The sequence below is a fragment of the Paraburkholderia sp. SIMBA_027 genome, assembly GCF_046535315.1.
In the GTDB taxonomy this organism is placed as follows: Bacteria; Pseudomonadota; Gammaproteobacteria; order Burkholderiales; family Burkholderiaceae; genus Paraburkholderia; species Paraburkholderia tropica.
In genome coordinates this window covers 1-450 of record NZ_JAWRWY010000107.1, presented here as the reverse complement: position 1 = coordinate 450, position 450 = coordinate 1, and the positions used below count along the sequence as shown (strand labels likewise).

1 protein-coding gene is annotated in these 450 nt (G+C 60.9%); it reads left to right on the top strand.

Annotation, left to right across the window (positions count from 1 at the left end):
• Positions 1-91: 91 nt before the first annotated feature.
• The coding region (locus tag SB764_RS38340; protein ID WP_410866509.1) for a universal stress protein at positions 92-450 on the top strand (359 nt) is incomplete at its 3' end.

The following is a 450-nucleotide window of genomic DNA, read 5'->3' as shown; positions in this document are numbered from 1 at the left end:
CTGTTGACGCTGGAGATGCGGTGCTTGATCCGCGTCAAAGCGCCTTATGTTTCCTCCGATAGGTTGGATGCATCTCATAAGGACGAAAGACATGTACAAGAAAATCCTGGTTCCCATCGAAATCGGCGCCATCGACCGCGGCGAGAAGTCGTTTCGCAAGGCTGCGACGTTGCTCGACGAGGGCGGCGAGATCATCCTGCTCAATGTCGTCGAGGACATCCCGACCTATGTGGCGATCGATCTGCCGGTCGAGCTGGTCGAGAACGCCATCAAGGACGGCAAGACGCGGCTGGAAGCGCTGCGGCTGAAGACCGGCATTCCGGCCAGCGTCGAGATCGGCCGCGGGCCGCCCGCCAACGGCATTCTCGCCGCCGCCGAGACCCACAGCGCCGACCTGATCATCGTCGCCTCGCACATCCCCGATTTCTCCAACTATTTCATCGGCGCGAC